We start from the raw sequence: 16,081 nt of genomic DNA, 5'->3' as shown, positions 1-16,081 counted from the left end.
ATGACAGAGCAGGCGACCGATGCGCTCTGGATCCGGCGGACCCATCCCGTGCCCACCCCGACGCACCGACTGGTCTGCTTTCCGCACGCCGGAGGCTCGGCGAGCTATTTCTTCCCGATGTCGGCGGCCCTGTCCGGCTCGGGTCTGGTGGAGGTGCTCGCCGTCCAGTACCCGGGGCGGCAGGACCGGCGCCTGGATCCATGCATCGACGACATCGGCGCACTCGCCGAACAGATCTATGCCGCGCTGAAACCGTGGACCGACCTCCCGCTGGCCTTCTTCGGCCACAGCATGGGTGCGATCGTCGCCTTCGAGGTCGCCCGCCGGTTCGAGGAGCGTGACGGCATCGTACTGGCCATGCTGTTCGCGTCCGGTCGCCGAGCGCCCTCTCGGCATCGTGACGAGAACGTCCATGCCCAGGACGACAATGCGATCGTGGCGGAGCTTCGATCGCTCAGCGGCACGAACCGTACATTGCTCGGCGACGAAGAGGTGCTGCGGATGATCCTGCCCGCGATCCGCAGCGATTACAGGGCGATCGAAACGTACCGGTGCGCACCGGAAGTCACCGTCCGATCACCGATCACAGTGCTGGTCGGTGACCGCGACGCGAAGACGACCGTGGACGAGGCGCGCGACTGGGCGCGGCACACCACCGCGAGGTGTGAAACCCGGGTCTTCTCCGGCGGGCACTTCTTCCTGACCGACCACCGGACCGCCGTCATCGACACCGTCATCGAGTCCTTACTGGGCATGTCCGGTCTGCGCGCGGAATAGCTTGCGGCACAGGGCCAGCCGAGACAACGATCGGTTGTCACCGTGTGCGTGTCGATTGTTTGACCCCGATCGCCGACTCGGGCTCGAATAGGTCGATCCGAGCCCGAGTCGCGTCTGGAGGCGTCCGTTGTCCTCGTTCGTTCACCTGCATGTTCACACCGAGTACTCGATGCTGGATGGTGCGGCAAAGATCAAGCCGCTGTTCGAGGAGGCCGGCAGGCTCGGCATGACGGCAGTCGGCATGACCGATCACGGAAACATGTTCGGCGCGGACGAGTTCTACCAGGTCGCCACGAAAATGGGGATCAAGCCCATCATCGGCATCGAGGCCTATATCGCCCCCGGCAGCCGGTGGCACAAGAAGCCGGTGTTCTGGGGCCAGGCCAATCAGCGCGGCTCCAACGGGGAGGGCGTCGGCGGCGACGTCTCCGGTGGCGGCGCCTACACGCATATGACGATGCTGGCGCGGAATGCGCGGGGTCTGCGCAATCTGTTCAAACTGTCCTCGCTGGCGAGCATGGAGGGCTACTACCGCAAACCCCGCATGGACCGGGAACTGATCGCCGCACATTCCGACGGGATCATCGCGACCACCGGCTGCCCTTCCGGCGAGGTCCAGACTCGGCTACGGCTCGGACAGCACGCCGAGGCCATCCAGGCCGCTTCCGACTACCGCGACATCTTCGGCAAAGACAACTTCTTCGTCGAATTGATGGACCATGGGCTGCCCATCGAGAGATCGGTCCGCGAGGGCCTGCTCGAGATCAGCGCGAAACTCGCCCTACCGCCTTTGGCCACCAACGACTCTCATTACGTCACAAAGGACCAGGCCAACGCCCACTCCGCGCTGCTGTGCGTCCAGGCCGGCAAGACGCTCAACGATCCGACTCGATTCAAGTTCGACGGCGACGGCTACTACCTGCAATCGGCCGAAGAGATGCGAGCGTATTGGGACACCCAGGTCCCGGGCGCGGCCGACAACACGCTGCTGATCGCCGAGCGGGTCGAGTCCTACGCCGAGGTATGGGAACACACCGACCGAATGCCGATCTACGAAGCGCCCGACGGTTACGACATGACCTCGTGGTTCCGCGAGCAGGTCATGCGCGGCCTCGACGCGCGACTGCCCGCCGGCGTGCCCGACGAGTACATCCGCCGCGCCGAGTTCGAGATCGACATCATTGTGCAGAAGGGCTTTCCCGCCTACTTCCTCATCACCGCCGACCTGATGAACTACGCGCGGCAGGTCGGCATCCGGGTGGGGCCGGGTCGCGGCTCGGCCGCCGGATCACTCGTGTCCTACGCATTGCGCATTACCGATCTGGACCCTATCCGGCATGGCCTGCTGTTCGAACGCTTCCTGAACCCCGAACGCGTGTCCATGCCCGATATCGATATGGACTTCGACGATCGTCGCCGCGGTGAGATGGTCCGCTATGCCACCGAGAAATACGGCAGCGACCGCGTGGCCCAGGTGATCACCTTCGGCAAGATCAAGACGAAGGCGGCGATCAAGGACTCCGCACGAGTCCACTTCGGCCAGCCGGGTTTCGCCATCGCCGACCGGATCTCCAAGGCGCTGCCCCCGCCGGTAGCCGCGAAGGATATCCCGCTGTCGGGCATCGTCGATCCGAAGCACGAGCGCTACCCCGAAGCCGCCGAGGTCCGTTCGCTGATCGAGACCGACAAGGACGTCTCCACGATCTTCGAAACCGCTCGGGGCCTGGAAGGTTTGATCCGCAACGCGGGTGTGCACGCGTGCGCGGTGATCATGTCCTCGGAACCGCTGGCGGATGTGATCCCGCTGTGGCAGCGCGAGGACGGCGCGGTGATCACCGGATGGGACTACCCGTCCTGCGAGGCCATCGGCCTGCTGAAGATGGACTTCCTGGGGTTGCGCAACCTCACCGTGATCGGCGATGCGATCGACAACATCGAGACCAATCGCGGCGAGAAGGTCGAGCTCGACTCGCTCGGGACCGACGACATCAAGACCTACGAGTTGCTGGGCCGAGGCGACAGTCTCGGAGTGTTCCAGCTCGACGGCAATGCGATGCGCGATCTCCTGCGACGGTTGGGCCCCACCGGCTTCGAGGACATCATCGCCGTCAACGCGCTCTATCGGCCGGGACCGATGGCGATGAACACGCACAACAACTACGCCGACCGAAAGAACGGTCGGCAGGCGATCGAGCCGATCCACGAAGAACTGGCCGAACCACTGCGCGATATCCTCGCCGAGACCTACGGCCTGGTCGTGTACCAGGAACAGATCATGCAGATCGCCCAGCGAGTGGCCGGCTTCTCCATGGGCCGCGCCGACGTCCTGCGCCGGGCGATGGGCAAGAAAAAGCTCGAGGTTCTGGAGAAGGAATTCGAAGGCTTCCGCGCGGGTATGCGCGAGAACGGGTTCTCCGACGAGTCGGTGCAGGCGCTGTGGGATACGGTCCTGCCGTTCGCCGGATACGCATTCAACAAGTCGCACGCCGCGGGCTACGCGCTGGTTGGCTACTGGACCGCCTACCTCAAGGCCAACTATCAGGCCGAATACATGGCGGCCCTGCTCACCTCGGTGGCGGACAACAAGGACAAGTCGGCCATCTACCTCGCCGAGTGCCGACAGCTGGGCCTCAAGGTCCTGCCCCCGGATGTCAACGAGTCCTCACTTCGGTTCTCCGCGGTCGGCAACGATATCCGGTTCGGGCTCGGCGGTATTCGCAACGTCGGAGCCAACGTGGTGGAGTCGATCATCGAGACACGCACCAAGAAGGGCAAGTACACCTCATTCGCCGATTTCGTCGAGAAGTCGGAGCTGGTCTGCTGCAACAAGCGCGTCCTCGAATCCCTCATCAAGGCCGGCGCGTTCGACTCGTTCGGTCACCCGCGCAAGGCGCTCATCGATGTCCACGAGCTGGCGGTGGATGCGGTCACCGGACTCAAGCGCCAACAGGCGATGGGACAGTTCGATTTGTTCGGTATCGAGAACACCGCAGAGGATGTCTCCAATGATTCCTCGCCACTGAGCCACCTCAGCTTCGACGGCGAAGAGTGGCCTCGAAAAGTGCTCCTCGGGCTGGAACGAGAAATGTTGGGACTGTACGTCTCCGGCCACCCCCTGGACGGTACGAATCACATTCTCCGCAAGGCCGCTCCGAAGCCGATCGCACATGTATTGGCCAACGCTCCGAAAGAGGGAACGATCACGATCTCGGGAATGATCGCCGCACTGGAACGACGGGTCAACAAGAAGGGTGAAAGCTGGGCAATCGCTGTCATCGAGGACTTGGACGCATCGGTCGAGGTTCTGTTCTTCCCGAAGAGCTACAGCGTATTCGCGATGGATCTGGTCGTGGACGCGGTCGTCGTCGTCGAGGGTCGCGTCAATTGGCGGGAGGAAAAGATGGGAGTCTTCGGAACCAATCTCGCCCCGATCGACGTCAGTTCCGTCGAACGCGGCGACCAGACCCCTCCGCTGATGCTGGAGATCAATGCAGAGACCACCAATCGCGATAGCGTGCTCGAACTCAAATCCGCCCTGCAATCCCATCACGGAGGAACTCCGGTGCGCCTGATCCTGTGCTACCGCCAGCGACGCACCACGCTGGCTGTCGACGGCTATCCCGTGACTGTCAGCTCGGCCCTGCTCGGCGAGTTGCGCGCGGTGCGCGGCATCAAAGTACTTACCTGACAACACCTTCGAACCAGCGCCGGGACGGCCGAAGGCACGTATCGCTACTCGGCCCTGCGCATTGCCGCATCGAGAGTGTGCAGGAACCGCACGAATTCCGGCACCGAGTACGGGATCGCGTACATATCGATGTCCCACCACTTGCCTTGCGCGAAGCGATCCCGATCCAGGTTGTACTCCATGGAGCGATCACCCTGGATTACGTACCACAGCACGGCATCTCCGGAATTGCTTTCATGTCCGGCAGTGGTGGCTATCGTCGACAACAACGGCGCATCACCTGCGATGCTGAACTCGGCGTCGATCCCGAGTTCTTTGCGTGCCGCCTTTCGGACAGCGGAGAGTGGATGCTCATTGTGCGCAACGCGTCGCCCGATCGGCAGCCACAGGCCATCGTCTCGGTGCTGGCCAAGGAACACAGCTCGATTGTCGGGATCCACCAAGACCACATAACTCACCAAATCTCGAGTACGTTCCGCAGGATCGAGCACGAGCGAAGACTACCGCAATACATCCACTCCACATCAGGCGCGCCCCTTCACAACCATTGGTTGATCGAAGTGGATTTCGGTTGTTGGACAATGTATTTGATGATCGAGTCCAATCGATACATGAGGTCATGGCCAGTCGAAGTCTCAGCCGAAAATGTGCCGTGCCATCGATGTGGAGACGCGCTGATCATGTCGGTAGCGGTTCCGCACTCCTTCCTGCGGGCCGACGGGTTCAAGGTGCAAGGAACCCGCAGGGTGAGCCTCTGCAGCCACTGCGACCGGAACAAGCCTGCCGCGCAGGCTCTGATCGACCAGCTTCTCCGCTGCGAGGAGTTGGCCCTGAACGACCATGCGGTACTGGCAGCGTGCTGGCAGGATTGGCTGATCGAGGTGCTGCCCGCCGAAATCGATGACGACCAGCTTGCGGAATGTCTACACGACTGGTGACGGCCGCTCTTACGCCCGGTGGTGATAGTCGCCGAACAGTCCCGCATCGATATCGGCCGCCGGAAGCCAATGACGTTCCGGATCGAACGGCTGGAAGGCTGTCGTGACGTGCGCTATCAGTCGCGGCAATGCGGGGTGGCGGTTGCGTCGATGCCACAGCATCGAATGGGGATACGTAGGCGTCGGGTCCACGATCGGCACCTGGACGATTTCGGGATGCCATGGGACGCGCAAACGTTCGCCGGAGAAGACGAAGCTCTCGGTTGAGCGAGAGATCTCGTCGAGCAGATGGTCCAGTCCGAAGTCGGGACCCGAAGTATCGATTGTGAGCCCGAACTCGTCAGCGAGATCGTCGTAGAACTGCGCCCACTCGCTTCCCGGCTCATTGCTGGGCATGCGCGCGATCAAATCCGACAGATCAGTCAACCGGACCTCGCGGCGATCGGCCAAACGATGTCTGCGTCCGACCAGGACATGGAGCGGCTCCAGATAGGCCGGAGTGTGCTCGATAGCGGCATCGAGCGGACCGACCACGCGCGCGAACGCAACGTCGATCGATCCCTCGACGAGCGCGGACCGGCCGCTCCGGAGTCCACTCGAGGTGACTACATCGATCTCCACGCCCGCGTAAGCCTCGTGGAAAGTCCTGATCAAATCCGTTGCGGCCAGTCGCGTGCCGAGCACGTCCACACGGAGCGGGCGGGTGCCTCCGCGAATCGATTCCACAGCCTGGTCCGCCAATGCCACCAACGCTCGCGCATGGGGGAGAAAAGCCGCGCCCTCATCGGTCAGGCGGGTTCCGAACCGCGAGCGATGCAGCAACGTCGTATCGAGGCCGACTTCGAGTTTGGCGATGCGTTTGGAGACCGCTTGCTGCGTCACCCCCAGATGATCTGCGGCTGCACCGAAGTGGAGGTGGTCAGCGACGCTGATGAAGGCCCGGACTGCGCCGAGGTCCAACTCCAAGCCCCGCTCCCTTCACCACTGGTGGTTGTCGGGAGAAGCGTTCGTAGCCGGACGCCAGCTCCCCCCTCTTGACTGGGTACCACTGTCCACGAGGACATTACAGGAGTGGGAAGCTCGATCGGCATATGCTCCCAGCTGCGGACGCCGCGCCGGACACACCGTATCCGGTTGTGCGGCGCCGACGCGGTCGCCGGCGCGCACGTCCGATGTGGTCAATCGACCCGGTTGACGATCATCGCGGCGATGCGATCGGCTGTTCGAAAGTTCTTCACGTTGACGCCGTCCTGCGGTACCGAGTAGCCGAACTCCGTTCGGATGAAAGTGACCAGCTCCGCCGTGTTCATCGAGTTGAGGATTCCCCAGTCGAGCAGTGGCGTCTCGCCATCCAACCTGCTTGCCGGATCGTTGCCGAGGAAACGATCGCGAATGAAGGACAACAGCCGTGCGGTGACCTCGGCCTGGGTGGTGTCGGCTTGCGTCATGAACTACTCCTTGTATCGGCTTGGAAGGAAACCCCGCGAACAGCAGCTTCACGAAGAGCCACGCGATCCGTCTTGCCGGTCCTCGTCCTGGGCAGAGCCGGTACGAGATGCACCTCGTCAGGTGTCATGTACCGCGGCAGCCTCTCCGAACTGTGCCGCTTGACTTCCAGCACACTCAACTCGGCTCCCGCTCGCGCGACAATGAACGCGGCCAGGCGGGCATCCATCCCGGTACCGTGTACCACGGCCACGGCTTCAGCGACTGCGGGATGCTCGTTGAGCCGGCCTTCGATCTCACCGAGCTCGATTCGGTTGCCGCGGATCTTCACCAGGTGATCTCGACGTCCGAGATAGTCGAACAGGTTGTCGCTGAGCACCCTGACGACGTCGCCGGTGTGATAGGGACCCCGATGCGCCTCCTGGCCCCAATAGCCCGACATGACCGTCGGTCCCGTGACAATCAGCTCGCCGTCCTCGCCCGGCCCGGCGACCGTGCCGTCGGGCCGGACCGCCCAGATCGTGTTTCCACATGTGGCCGTTCCGATCGGCACCGGCAGATCGCGCTCCAGATCGGCACTCGTTACTTCGTGGCCTGCGCATACGTTGGTTTCCGTCGGCCCGTACAAGTTCAGCAAACGTGCATCGGTCCATGCACGCAGACTTCGAACGTGCTGGATCGGGAACGGCTCACCGGCAAACAGCACAGCGCGCAGAGCTGGTGGCGCCGGCCGATTCAGGAGTCCGCCGTCACGCATCATGAGGATGAGGGCCGAGGGCACCGAGTACCAGATGGTTATCGAGCGCGCGTGTAAGAATTCGACGAGCTGCACCGGGGCATAGCCCAACTCGGCGGGAACGAGATGAACCGAAGCCCCGACGGCGAATGCGGCATAGAGGTCCAGCACCGAGAGGTCGAACGTCAGCGGAGCATGGTTTGCGAACCTGTCGTCGGACCGGGCTCCCAGCATGGCAACGGCCCAGTCCACGAATGCGCGTGCGTTGCCGTGGCTTATACACACTCCCTTGGGAGCGCCCGTCGATCCGGATGTGTAGAGAACATACGCCAGGTCGGCAGGCTCCGCATCGACAACCTCGGAAAGCCTGTCGTCAGGAAGGGCATCCGTATTCAGATCGAACCACACCACGCCGGCCGGCAGATCGGAGATCCGCGGCCGGGAAGAGCAGACGACCACCGCCCCGCAGTCTCTCGCAATCGCCGCCAGTCTGGCCGGCGGCGTCGCACCATCAGTGGGAATGTAGGCCGCACCCACGCGCAGCGCAGCCTGCATCGCAGCGATGGCAATCGGAGATTTGTCCTCCCACACGATTATTCGATCGCCTCGTGCGACGTTCAGCGCGGCCAGCCCGTGGGCCAGTCGAGCGGCGAGCAGATCGAGCTCCCGATAACTCAGCTCGCTGAACGGCCCGGCGAGGGCCATCCGATCCGGATGCCTCGCCGCCGAATCCATGAGCAGACGATGCAAACTCATAGACCTGCCGCTTTCGCGATGATGTCCCGCTGGATCTCGGTGGTACCCGAGAACAACCTGGCCGGTATCGAATCCCGCAAGTATCGTTCAACCCCTCCGGGCACCAAATAGCCTGACGCACCGAAAATCTGGACAGCGTCGAGACTGTTCGCCACCGCCGCCTCGGATACGGCCACCTTGGCGAGCGCAGCGGCGGAGGCCTGCTCGGTTCGGCCCTGATCGATGAGCCAGCAGGCGCGATAGAGCAACAGCCGGGCGCTCTCCAGCCGCTGCTTCATTACGGCGATACGATGTGAGATGGCCTGGAACTTGCCTATCGGTCTACCGAATTGGCTTCTTTCGCGGGCATGTACGACACAACGGTCGAGCTGATCCTCCATCATGCCGATGTAAGCCGCGAACAAACAGGCTCGCTCCCAGGTCATCGCATGAGCGAAGATCGCGGAGCCTTGCCCTTCGCTCCCGAGACGGTAGGCCTCCGGAACACGACACTCACGAAATTGCACCCGACCCGCCAGACAGCCCTCCAAGCCCATCTTCTCGAACGGCTCGCTGTGGCTGATACCGCCGAGTTTGGACGGTACAGCGAAAGCCGATATGCCGAGAAATCCACCCTCTGGGTCGGTGGCGGCATAGGTTACGAGAACATCGCACACGGGCCCGTTGCTCACGAACGACTTGTCGCCATCGAGCACGTACCGACCGAGGTCGAGACGCGCGGTGGCAGCGAGTCGGCTGGTGTCCGAGCCGGCCCCGTCCTCGGTGATCGCGTTGGCGGCCAACAGTCCCCCGGTTGCCAGACCGGGCAGCAGTTCGTCGCGAAGACTCTCGGATCCGAAATCCCGAATCGGCACAGCGCCTGCCAGCAGGTGCGCGGCCACCGCGAAGACGAGGCCCATATCGGGGCACCCGCGACCGAACGCCTCCAGGCACAGCGCAGTGTCGAATGCGCCGAGGCCTCCCCCACCGTACCGGGTTGGAATACACAGGCCCGTGAGACCCAGGTCGGCAACGGATCGCCAGTCATCGTCGTGTGACGTGCCGGCGCCGGCCAATCGCTGACGCACCCCGGCAAGGATCCCCTCGTATAACTCGGTCTGGACGGCAGTGAGAGCAAAATCCATCTGTATCCTCGCAGCGAATGTCTATGGAACGGGCTGGACGGCAGTCAACATGCTTGAGATCTTGGTAGGCCCTCGACCTGCACTCAATTGAACCTTCGGACATGACCTTTCGTTCATGTGCAATGGTTCAATTTACGAGAACCCGCCATTCGGACTAGAACAGCTGCACTGATATGTTCGCAGAATCTCCAAGAAAGCCGATATGACACCATGAGTGACGTCTTCATCTCCGGAATCGCCGCTGACATACCACCGTTCATGCCGGTGAGCGATGCTTTGGCAGCGGGTGCATGGACCAATCGCGAAGCTGCGGAAACTCAGCAGATTTCAGTCACAGTCGCGCCGCGCGATCAAAACTCCCCCGATTTGGCGGTGACGGCCGCGAAGCTCGCTCTGGAAAGAGCTCGGAGCAGTCCCGCACAAATTGCCCTAGCCCTCCATTGCATGATGCTCACACCCGGCGGACGATTGTGGCACGGCGCCCCGTATATTCACCGAGGTATCGGTATACCATCTGGCCGTTGCACGACCAGTGATGTCAATGCGGGATGCGATGGCGCCCTGATCGCAATCGAACTCGCAGCTGCTTTTCTGAAGACACGGGAGAAGCATGAAACCGCATTGATCACAGCAGGTGACATTTGGCGCGAGCACGATGTGGACCGATGGCGAACTTCCAATAATCCGTTCGGCGACGGAGCGGCTGCGACAATACTCTCACGAGAAGGCGGATTCGCGCGCATAGCCGGCATGGCATCTTTCAGCGACCCGGAATTGGAGTACATCGGCCGCGGCAAGAATCCGTTCACACCAGAGCGCGAAAACTCATCCGGGCCCGTTTACCTTCGAACTCGCCACGAAGAGGTCCTGGACGGCGATCGCATCATGGCCGCTCTCGCGAGCGATATCCGAGCGGTAGTGGAAATCGCTACGAGCCAGGCCGGTGTGAAACTTTCAGATATCGACTTCGTTGTCTGCCCGTTCCTGGGTCGCGAGCTGACAATGCAACAGTTCCTCAAACCACTGTCCTTGGACCTCTCGATTACACCGTGGGACTTCTCCCGCCGCGTAGGACACATTGGTCCCGCGGATCCACTGGCAGGATTGGACTACCTCGTCAATACCCAGAAGGCCACCTGGCAGAACATCCTCCTGCTGGCACACGGGCTCGGCGGCATATCCACCGCCGTCATTCTGGAATCCAGCGACTCCTAGCATGGCCACGATGGCCGCTTCGTGCCGAACCCTCGGCAAGAAGTGGCCATCGACTCCGATTCGTTGTGCATCAATCCAACCAGTTGTTCGTGCAGGTAGCGGATATGCCTGCCATTTCAATCCGCAAGCGAGCGGTGCAATTCACGGGTCGCTTATTCCACCGGCCAACCATCGAACTTTGGTATTACCCAGGGTTTGATGTAAAGATCCAGTCCCACATCGAAGTCTGCTATAACCGCAGGAAGATGCGCGACAGCGGGTGAACTGCCGGGCAATCAAGGAGGGCCGAGCGCAGCGCTCGGAAGCACAACGTTGAAGGTTCCAGTTGGAACCGGTCGTTAGCCTGAGGTATCATCACCGATTGATAGGACGAATCTGGCCGGACACATAGAAAGGGGTGAATACTGGCTACAGTTGCCACCCCCATGACGTTTCTCGCGGGCACCCACAGTTCGATGTCCGCGTGACTGTTTCGACTGCGCCGGTACCGACACGGATGCAGTGAGAGAGGCGTATAAAGGATCTCCTAGATACCGCATGGTTGAGTGATTTGGTGCAATAAATCGAGCAGCGTCCCTATGGGGGAAATGAATGTCTGAAGAGATAGCGCAGGGGAATCTACGATGTGCCTACATCTCCAATCTCAACCCGCCGAACTGGCATGAGGAAGCTGAGCGTGCCGTCATGCTCTCGTCCCGAGAGATCGAAGTCTTCCACCTGCTGGGCAATGGCAGATCCAATCGTGCAATTGCTGGGCAGCTGAATATCACGGAGCGCACGGTAAAAGCTCATGTCGCCCGAATAATGGCAAAGCTCGGAGTAGAGTCCAGGCTTCAAGCGGGCCTCGTGTCGTACGCCTATCAGATCACTCTTCAAAACGGAAATCCCAATCAGACAGTCGAGTGCGCACATCGCTGCTCATGTATCAATAGCCAGAATCAGCCACGATCGAACGTTTTCAGGGAGAACACCAGCTCGATGCCCCCGCCGACCGCGCTCGCACGTGGTGTGGCAGCCATGTCTCTGCCCACAACTGGTGCGCAGCAGGCCAGCTGATCCGGCCGAACGACATTCCGACTATCGTGAAAACGCACGGATTACGGGTGGAATCGTTCCGATAACGAAGAGCAACGAGTCCCGGCACCCTGACCGGTTTATCTTCGCTCTCCGCCGGGATGATCCAGCGGTACAACCACATTCGCAGGCGCACGGGAGTAGCGCAACGGATTTTCCGTGGGCCGCCGCGGGAGTTGCCGCGTCGCCGACGGGTCAGCGGGCGTCCTCGACGGCGATGAGGTGGGTGATTTCGTCCTCGCCAAGGGTGTATTTGGCTACTTCCTGTTCGCCGCGGAGGTCTTGGGCGGTGAGGCGGACTTCGTGTTGGTGCATGTGCTCGGCCCAGGAGCGGACCACGAAGGCTTCCACGTATTGGTCGGCTACTCCGACGTCGCGGTAGAGACGCCATTCCATGGCGCCGGTGCGCTGGCGGGAGCGGCCTACGCGGGCCATGGCGGTGACGAATTCTTCGGTGACCTCGGCGGGGACGTGGTAGCGGCGGAGGACGAGGACGGGGCCGTCGGCGGGATCGGGTTCGCAGACTATGTCGGGTTCGGGCCAGAAGGCCATGGGGGTGAGGTCGAAGCCGGTGGCGTCCTGGCGGATCGGCCACCACAGCAGGCTGACCAGGCACAGGGCCAGGAGGGCGGCGGCGATCAAGAGGGCGGAGGAGACGCCCAGGGCAGTGCCGGTCGCGCCCCACAGGAGGGAGCCCGCCGCTTGGCCGCCCATGAAGACCAGGGTGTAGACGGACATGCCGCGGGCGCGGACCCAGGACGGGAGCATGAGCAGCATGGTCGAATTCAGCGTCGACATGGCCAGGGGCCAGCCGATGCCGGCGATCAACAGGGCGATGAGGACCAGTGGGAGATGATGCACCGCGGTCAGGACGACGGTCGGGACGCCGAACAGCAGGGCGGAGAGGGCCAGCATCCGGGTCGCGGTGAGGCGGGCGCGCAGGCGGGCGAAGGAGACGCCGCCCAGGACCGCTCCGACGCCGAGCGCGCCGAGCATGAGGCCGTAGCCGGAGGAGGACAGCCCTAGCCGCTCGTGTGCGACGACCGGTAGCAGGGCCCAGACCGCGCTGGCCGGGATGATGAACAGCACGGCCCTGAGCAGTACCCGGCGGATGGCGGGACCGGAACGCACGAAGCGCATACCGGCCTGTAGCGCCGCGAAGGGGCGCTCCTGCGGCAGCTTCTCCTCGCGCACCGGCCGCCGCCACGAAATGAGCACCAGCACAATGCCGATGAAGGACACGGCGTTGAGCGCGAAGACGAACGACGGCCCCGCCGCCGCGACCAGTACACCGGCAATGGCCGGCCCCACGGCGCGAGCGCTGTTGACGCTCAAGCCGTTCAGCGCTGATGCCGCCGGAATCTGCTCGCGCGGGACCAGTTCCGGCTGGATCGACTGCCAGGTCGGCATCGTCAGCGCCGACCCGCAGCCCATCAGGAACAGCAGCCCGAGCAGAACACCGGGCGTAGTGTGCCCGCGCGCCGTCGAGACGGCGAGCACCAGAGCGATGACCGCCATCGCCGACTGCGCACCGATGAGCAACCGCCGCCGGTCGATCAGGTCGGCCAGCACCCCGGAAGGAATGACCAGCAGCACCACCGGCAGCGTGGTCGCGGTCTGGACGAGCGAAACCAGCATCGCCGCATTCGGCTCATCCACCAGCAGCCATTGCGCACCAACGGTCTGCATCCAGGTGCCGAGATTGGATGCCAACTGCGCGACCCACAGCGCCCGATACACCTTCGAGGACAGCGGCGCCCAGGCCGACACGGGAGGGGGTTGCACACGAACATCGGTCACCGGAGGAAGCATATGCGCAGCTGAGCGCCCTAACGAATGCGCACGGCCGCATTCTGGCCCGGGATCTGCCGGAATCCGCCGGGACGACGTGGATCCCGGCCTCGAGCACGCCGGGATGACCCGACGGTCTCATGCCCACGCAACAAGCGGGGACGACGCACGCGGCTGAGCCCGGCCAGGTTGTGAGCGGGCACCGCAGAGCGGCGAACGGGCACCGCCCGAGCATCGTGCAGCACTGCCCGGGCGGCGAACGGGCACTGCCCGGACGCAGCGCGGGCACTCGCGCCACGAGGGCGCGGGAATTCCGCGCGGGATGTTCAGGGCTTCGGGGATGAGGCCGTTCGGTCGGCGTAGGCGGCGAGCATGTCTTCGACCAGGTCGAGGACGGCGGTGTCGAGGTCGGGGCGTTGGTAGACGCCGCGGACGACGGCTTCGCCGGAGAAGAGGTGCAGGAGCATGAAGAACATGGGTTCGCGGACTTGGGGCGGGTAGGCGTCGAGGAGGCCGCTGCGTTCCAAGGTTGCGACGATTTCGCGGTAGTAGGTTTCGGCTATGGGGGCTATGCGGGCGCGCAGTTCGACGTCGGAGCGGGCGGCGAGGTAGATCTCGCGCAGGGCATGGGTGAGGTTGGACTGCTGGGCCATGCGGAGGAAGCGGAGCGCTACGTCGAGTGGGTTGTCTTGGGCGCCAAGGTGATCCATGGTCACGCGGTAGGCCTCGAGTTGGCGGCCGAAGGCTTCTTCGGCGGTGCGCACGATGAGGTCGAGGCGGGTGTCGAACTGGCGGAACATGGCGCCGGCCGAGAGGGCGGCGCGGCCGCAGATCTCCTGGACGGTGGCGCGCTGGTAGCCGACTTCACCGATGGCGGCGATGGTGGCGTCGACCAGCTTCGCCACGGTGGCTGCCCGGCGTTCCGATTGCGTCCGGCGCGGGCGGGAAACTTCGCTCACCTCGCACATCCTGCCGTGTCGGCGCGGTGGTGCGAACAGTCGGGCCGACGTGACCGTTGACACACTCCGCGCGGTGGCCGTAGTCTCCCCATCGCAACATAGAAAACAAACACTCTCTATCTTATGAGGGTGGGCGCTCGGCCGCGGTGCGGCGTGGAGGAGTTCGATATGACAGCGGGGACCCGGACCGCGATTGCCCGGACGTGCCTGGGGGTGGCTGCCGGACTGGCGCTCGCCGCGTGCCCGGTGGTTGCGAATACGGCTGCGGCACAACCTGTTCCGGTACAACCGGCACTGCCGTTCCCGGTGCCGCCGGCGCCGCCGTATCTGGATACCGCGTTCTACCAACCGGATCCGGCGCGCGTGGCGGCGGCGCAGCCCGGGGAGATTCTCGCGGCGCGGCAGGTGAACCTGGCCAATTTCTGGTTGATTCCGCTCAATGTGAAGGCTTGGCAGCTGTCATACCGGTCGAGCAATACTCGCGGGGAGCCGATCGCGGCGGTCGCCACCGTCATCGTGCCGCACCGGGGAGCGCCCACCGGGGAGCGCTCGCTGCTGTCGTTCCAGATGGCCGAGGATTCGCTGTCGATCAATTGCGCGCCGTCCTACACCCTGCAGATGGGTTCGCTGCCCAACCCGCTGAACCCGGTCATCGGCGCGGAGTTCATCGAGGTGCAGGCCATGCTGCAACTCGGGCACGCGGTGGTGGTGCCCGACCATCAGGGCCCGAACGCCGCGTACGCGGTCGGCCCGCTCGGCGGCCGCATCACGCTCGACGGCATTCGCGCCGCGGAGAATTTCGCACCCGCCGGGCTGCCGGGCGCGGATACCCGGGTCGGGTTGTGGGGCTACTCCGGCGGCGCGATTCCCACCGCGCACGCGGCCGAACTCCAACCCGAGTACGCGCCGGAGCTGAACCTGGTCGGCACCGCCGCGGGCGGTCTCATGGCCGATATCCGCATGGCCATCGACTACAACAACGGCACCTCGACCTTCGGCGGCGCGGTGCTGGGCGGGCTGTTCGGGGTGGCGCGCGAATACCCGGAGGTGAATCGGTTCATCGACCGGTACATGAACCCGCTCGGCAAGGCGGCCCGGGTGGTGCACGAAGGACAGTGCGTGGCACTGCAATTCGCAGCCTTCCCGTTCGTGAACATCAAGGGGCTGTTCGACTATCCCGGCGATCCCATGCGGGCCCCGGAAATGCAGCCGGTCCTCGACGAGCTCACCCTCGGCAAGCGCGGCACTCCCCCGAGCCCGCTCTACATCTACGAATCCCCCTTCGACGAGGTGATGCCGATCAACGCGGTCAACAACCTCTACGACACCTACTGCAAGGATCCCGGAGCCCGCGTCTTCTACACCCGCGACCTGCTCAGCGAGCACGGCATCGCGGCGGTCTCCGGCACCGCGAGCGCGGTGCTGTGGCTCGATGACCGGCTCAATGGCGTGAGCGTCCCGGCCGGTTGCAACAACCGCGACGTCATCACCTCGCTGCTGGATCCGGGCGCCATCGGCGCGTTCGTCGATACCATCGGCCAGACCCTCGCGTCGGCGCTGGGAATGCCGGTGTAGTC

Annotated in this window: 13 protein-coding genes; 6 read left to right on the top strand and 7 right to left on the bottom strand. The window is 63.6% G+C overall.

Features of this window, described 5'->3' with window-relative positions:
• Together ACYQ5L_RS16025 and dnaE are read left to right on the top strand one after the other, a co-directional pair.
• Nucleotides 1-777 carry a thioesterase II family protein gene (locus ACYQ5L_RS16025; RefSeq protein ID WP_459958283.1) on the top strand — a complete coding sequence of 259 codons (777 nt, stop codon included), beginning with the start codon at nucleotides 1-3 and terminating at the stop codon, nucleotides 775-777.
• Nucleotides 778-904: 127 nt separating this feature from the next.
• Nucleotides 905-4,465 (top strand): DNA polymerase III subunit alpha, encoded by a 3,561-nt coding sequence (gene dnaE / locus ACYQ5L_RS16020; RefSeq protein ID WP_459958280.1) that lies wholly within the window; start codon nucleotides 905-907, stop codon nucleotides 4,463-4,465.
• Nucleotides 4,466-4,509: 44 nt separating this feature from the next.
• Here the strand turns inward: dnaE and ACYQ5L_RS16015 are convergent, their stop codons facing one another.
• Nucleotides 4,510-4,680, bottom strand: a complete 171-nt coding sequence (locus ACYQ5L_RS16015; protein WP_459958278.1) for a hypothetical protein — start codon at nucleotides 4,678-4,680, stop codon at nucleotides 4,510-4,512.
• A gap of 21 nt (nucleotides 4,681-4,701) precedes the next feature.
• Here ACYQ5L_RS16015 and ACYQ5L_RS16010 point away from each other — a divergent pair, with 21 nt between their 5' ends.
• The gene (locus ACYQ5L_RS16010; protein ID WP_459958275.1) at nucleotides 4,702-5,403 is read left to right on the top strand and encodes a DUF6300 family protein; all 702 of its coding nucleotides are present in this window, start codon (nucleotides 4,702-4,704) and stop codon (nucleotides 5,401-5,403) included.
• A 9-nt stretch (nucleotides 5,404-5,412) separates the two neighbouring features.
• On the opposite strand, the gene ACYQ5L_RS16005 is transcribed toward ACYQ5L_RS16010, so the two are convergent.
• The 4 genes from ACYQ5L_RS16005 to ACYQ5L_RS15990 form a co-directional block, all read right to left on the bottom strand.
• Entirely contained in the window at nucleotides 5,413-6,369 is a 957-nt protein-coding gene (locus ACYQ5L_RS16005) for a LysR family transcriptional regulator (RefSeq protein WP_459958273.1), read from the bottom strand.
• A gap of 212 nt (nucleotides 6,370-6,581) precedes the next feature.
• Nucleotides 6,582-6,851 (bottom strand): acyl carrier protein, encoded by a 270-nt coding sequence (locus tag ACYQ5L_RS16000; RefSeq protein ID WP_459958272.1) that lies wholly within the window; start codon nucleotides 6,849-6,851, stop codon nucleotides 6,582-6,584.
• A complete protein-coding gene (locus ACYQ5L_RS15995; RefSeq protein WP_459958270.1) occupies nucleotides 6,848-8,320 on the bottom strand; it encodes an AMP-binding protein in 1,473 nt (490 codons plus the stop codon). The genes ACYQ5L_RS16000 and ACYQ5L_RS15995 overlap by 4 nt, the downstream gene beginning before the upstream one ends.
• 17 nt (nucleotides 8,321-8,337) lie before the next feature.
• Nucleotides 8,338-9,465, bottom strand: a complete 1,128-nt coding sequence (locus ACYQ5L_RS15990) for an acyl-CoA dehydrogenase family protein (protein WP_459958268.1) — start codon at nucleotides 9,463-9,465, stop codon at nucleotides 8,338-8,340.
• 210 nt (nucleotides 9,466-9,675) lie between these two features.
• Between ACYQ5L_RS15990 and ACYQ5L_RS15985 the strand changes: the two genes are divergently transcribed.
• Together ACYQ5L_RS15985 and ACYQ5L_RS15980 are read left to right on the top strand one after the other, a co-directional pair.
• Complete coding sequence (locus tag ACYQ5L_RS15985; RefSeq protein WP_459958267.1) at nucleotides 9,676-10,680, top strand: ketoacyl-ACP synthase III family protein; 1,005 nt, start codon at nucleotides 9,676-9,678, stop codon at nucleotides 10,678-10,680.
• Between the two features lie 591 nt (nucleotides 10,681-11,271).
• Nucleotides 11,272-11,736 carry a response regulator transcription factor gene (locus ACYQ5L_RS15980; protein WP_459958265.1) on the top strand — a complete coding sequence of 155 codons (465 nt, stop codon included), beginning with the start codon at nucleotides 11,272-11,274 and terminating at the stop codon, nucleotides 11,734-11,736.
• Between the two features lie 213 nt (nucleotides 11,737-11,949).
• Here the strand turns inward: ACYQ5L_RS15980 and ACYQ5L_RS15975 are convergent, their stop codons facing one another.
• Nucleotides 11,950-13,566 carry an MFS transporter gene (locus ACYQ5L_RS15975; RefSeq protein ID WP_459958263.1) on the bottom strand — a complete coding sequence of 539 codons (1,617 nt, stop codon included), beginning with the start codon at nucleotides 13,564-13,566 and terminating at the stop codon, nucleotides 11,950-11,952.
• Nucleotides 13,567-13,871: 305 nt separating this feature from the next.
• Nucleotides 13,872-14,504: a TetR/AcrR family transcriptional regulator gene (locus ACYQ5L_RS15970; protein ID WP_459958261.1), complete on the bottom strand. Its 633-nt coding sequence runs from the start codon at nucleotides 14,502-14,504 to the stop codon at nucleotides 13,872-13,874.
• A 168-nt stretch (nucleotides 14,505-14,672) separates the two neighbouring features.
• Between ACYQ5L_RS15970 and ACYQ5L_RS15965 the strand changes: the two genes are divergently transcribed.
• Complete coding sequence (locus ACYQ5L_RS15965; RefSeq protein ID WP_459958259.1) at nucleotides 14,673-16,079, top strand: lipase family protein; 1,407 nt, start codon at nucleotides 14,673-14,675, stop codon at nucleotides 16,077-16,079.
• The last annotated feature ends 2 nt before the right edge of the window (nucleotides 16,080-16,081 follow it).

The organism is Nocardia sp. IFM 10818 (genome assembly GCF_054655275.1).
Note: the sequence above shows the minus strand (reverse complement) of the source record. Positions and strands in the feature narration are given on the sequence as shown.